The 3482-nt window shown below is 40.0% G+C and carries 2 protein-coding genes and 1 pseudogene; 2 read left to right on the top strand and 1 reads right to left on the bottom strand.

The annotated features are described in order from the left end of the window. Both OU792_RS18240 and OU792_RS18235 read left to right on the top strand, forming a co-directional pair. Positions 1-485, top strand: a pseudogene (locus OU792_RS18240) (glycosyltransferase); the annotation flags it as partial. After that, on the top strand, positions 482-2128 hold the full coding sequence (locus OU792_RS18235; protein ID WP_274671010.1) for a capsule assembly Wzi family protein: 1647 nt from the start codon (positions 482-484) through the stop codon (positions 2126-2128). The pseudogene OU792_RS18240 and the gene OU792_RS18235, both read left to right, overlap by 4 nt. 526 nt (positions 2129-2654) lie before the next feature. Here OU792_RS18235 and OU792_RS18230 read toward each other — a convergent pair. Then, positions 2655-2906, bottom strand: coding sequence for a hypothetical protein (locus OU792_RS18230; protein WP_274671009.1), 252 nt, complete (start codon positions 2904-2906; stop codon positions 2655-2657). Between the last annotated feature and the right edge of the window lie 576 nt (positions 2907-3482).

The raw sequence follows: 3482 nt of genomic DNA, 5'->3' as shown, positions 1-3482 counted from the left end.
ACCATAGAAGCGATGGCATATCTCAAGTAATAAAAGCTTTTCAAAAGTCTAAAAAGCAGTGCGTATATGCGGATATTCGATTTGTAAACCCAAAAAATTTGGAGAAAACTGTTCGATACTATTCTTCTAAAAATTTCAGTCTAAACTCATTTAAATGGGGTTATATTCCTGCTCATCCTACCTTTTTTACTTATAAGGAAAATTTTGATAAGCTTGGTCTTTACCGTACAGATTATCAGATTGCTGCTGATTTTGAGCTTTTGGTAAGGTTCCTTTACAAGCATAAACTTAGCTATCATTACCTTCCTGTGGATCTATTGAAAATGCGAACGGGTGGACTAAGTACCAAGTCCTGGAAAAGTAATGTCATAATTAATCAAGAGGATTTGAGAGCCTGTAAAGAAAATGGTTTGGAAACGAATTATTTTTGGTTGTATTCACGATATTTCAGAAAATTGTTAGAATACTTACCGGGATTGTTTTGAGAAAATTTCTTTTTCTTTTTCTATTAATTATCACGCAGATAGCTCCCGCACAGGTGATTCCGGCGGGATTTCCTGTTTTGGAGGAGAGAGCCAGAATTAATCAGCTTTCTTCAGATTCTGTAGGCCCTTCCTTATTTATTCGGCCGATTCTTAACTATCCGGATACGCTTTCGAAAAAAGATCTAACTATTGCGGGAAATGACATTGAATTTACTCTTTTGCCAGCTCTGTCTACTGTCCGAGTAAATACAAAAAGACCCTATGGATTTGGGGACTACGGAATGATTCCTACACCAGGTGCTCAGTTGTACATAGCAGGTGGTGTTCACTATCAATGGAAGGAATTAGGCATTACATTCTATCCCGATTTGGTATTTGCTCAAAATGCAGCCTTTAATGGATTTCAAGGTTTAGGTAATGCCTTCTTGGATCGAATTCGGTTTTTGTATTGGAATACTGGTGATAATCCAGAGCGATTTGGTTTTAACGCATATTCTAAAATTAGTCTAGGCCAGTCAAGAATTTCCTATGGCTTTAAATCTTTTGAAATAGCAATTGCTAATCAGAATATTTTTTGGGGACCAGGTCAGTTTAATTCTTTAACCTTTTCCAATAATGCTCCGGGATTTCCTATGGCCTCTATCGGGACAAGAAAGCCTGCAAAAACCTTTTTGGGAAATTTCGAGATTCAAATGATCTCTGGAATTTTGAATAGTACTCGTCAAGATCCTACTCAATCGGACAGTTTGAACAATCTTTATTATAGGCCTATACGTGAGCAAAACCGGTACGTGAATGGTTTAACTGTTTCCTATAATCCGAAGTGGGTTCCTGGATTTTATTTTGGGGCTACCCGTACTGTACAGACCTTTACAGATTCTATTGGTTCAAGTTTTATTGATATTTTCCCGGTCTTTTGGGGCTTGACTAAGCAATCGGTAGGTTCTGACTTGATTGGAGAATCCGATAAAGGGAGAAGTCAGCAAATTTCCATGTTTGGTCGGTATATTCACAGACTGTCCAAACTGGAAATTTACTTTGAGTTTGGGAAGCGTGATCATGCACTAAACTGGCGGGAGTTAGTACTCAACCCCGAACATGCACGAGCCTATATTTTTGGGTTTAATAAGCTAATTCGAATCGAAGAGCTTAAATCGGATATTTTGATTCGTGGCGAAATTACCCATCAGCAAGAATCTGTAAATCGATATATAAGATACCTAGGATTAGGAGGAGGTTTTTCTTGGCACATGAATGGTTCACTAGGAGGGATTACTCATCATGGACAGCCCACCGGCGTAGGAATTGGGACTGGATCGAATATCCAAACCTTAGAAATTAGTAAAATTGATGGTTTAAATAAGGCAGGAATATTTTTCGAGCGATTGGAAAATACGGTAGATTATTATTACAAGGTTCAGTTTCAAAACTCCGAACGCAAACCCTGGGTAGACCTCTCTCTCGGCTTTCTTTACGACAAGCAGTTTAATAATCTATTGCTAAGTTCCAAGTTGCAGTTGATCCATGCCCGAAACTATCAGTGGCAGTTGGATCCAGCCAGTACCCCGGACTTCCCGAAGGGAAAGAACCTGACGAGTGTGATGGCACAGGCGTCGGTAGTTTATTTTTGGAACAAGGATTAATTTTTTAGCAGAACTTATCCTATTTACTTTAAGAGCACACTGAGGAAAGTGTTCAAGGTTCTGTGTTCTAGGTTGTTGAACCTCCGCTTTAAGTCTCGTTGAGAACTTTAAACTCAGAACCAAGAATCAAGATTTTTTCAATGAAAGGTTGGCTAATCCTCAAGACCCACAAATGATAAACGAACGTAGAACCCAAAACCTAAGATGTTCCTCCCCAAATTCTTAATTCTTCATTCCTAATTTTCGGAACTTTTAACCCTTAACCCTTAACACTTAACAGCTACTTTTCAACTTTCGACAATTCATCAGTTCGATATCAACTCCGAACCCCGAACCACTCAATTCGACAATTCCCCGATTCGGTAATTCCCCGATTCGACAAAACTCAGAACCTCGAACACTTAAATTTTACCTTCAGCTTCCTTCCTTTCGCTAATTAGAATTTTACTCTTCACTTCGGACGTTTTGTCAAAGTCAAAAAAACCGGATAGCCAACTGCTACCCGGTTTTTCTTTTATTAGATCTCCTAGTCAATAGCTTGGAGAAGTCTTTCCTCCAGCTTTTTCTCATCTACGGTCAGTTGACAGATACTCACCAGGATGGTACCTGCCGTAATAGCATGACCGGCATAAACCTGAAGGATTTCAGGTACCTCCCCCGGAGCTGTCATAATCGCCAAACCTACCGCTGCGATTAATAAACCGATCTTCTTCATCCACTCAAAGAAAGGTGGAGTAGGGGCCATAGCCCGCTCTTTTATTTCACTGATTATATTCATTTGATTTTTGTTTTAGGTTTCATTTTTACTCTTACTTACTATAAAAGACAGAATCCCTTCCATCTTACCCGAGGCACTTCTTGCTTTTATCTTCCTCTTCAAAATCCCCAATTCCCAATCCATTAGGAATTCATCTTCGTCTTGCTGGCATGGAGATTTGGACTCCTATTAAAGATCAAGGGCCAGCGCTGGGGATATGATTGGTTTTTTAACCAGGGGTTGAAACCCCTGGCTAAAACAAATCGTGCCTTCAGCACTCTTTTTCCCTCCCTTTTTGAAATGGGAAATTAATTTTCAACTTATTCTTATGACGGAAAGATGAAGGTTATTCTACAACCCATCATATGGGACAAGTATTTCCAATCCTCCACGGCGGACAAGTATTTCAAATTATCCAACCTTCCCACTTCCAGCTTCCAACTTCACACTTCGAGCTCCTCTCTTCCCCCTCCCAACTTCCCCCTTCCAACTCCCAACTTCACTCTCCCAACTTCCCCCTTCCCCCTTAATCACCCTCCCACTTTCCTCAATAAGCGTTTCTTGATGAGAAGCAGTACCTCGTACATGCGGTCAAAC

This window comes from Algoriphagus sp. NF (genome assembly GCF_028823735.1).
Lineage (GTDB): Bacteria > Bacteroidota > Bacteroidia > Cytophagales > Cyclobacteriaceae > Algoriphagus > Algoriphagus marincola.
The sequence above is the reverse complement of the archived record's forward strand: the minus strand, read 5'-3'. Positions and strand labels throughout refer to the sequence as shown.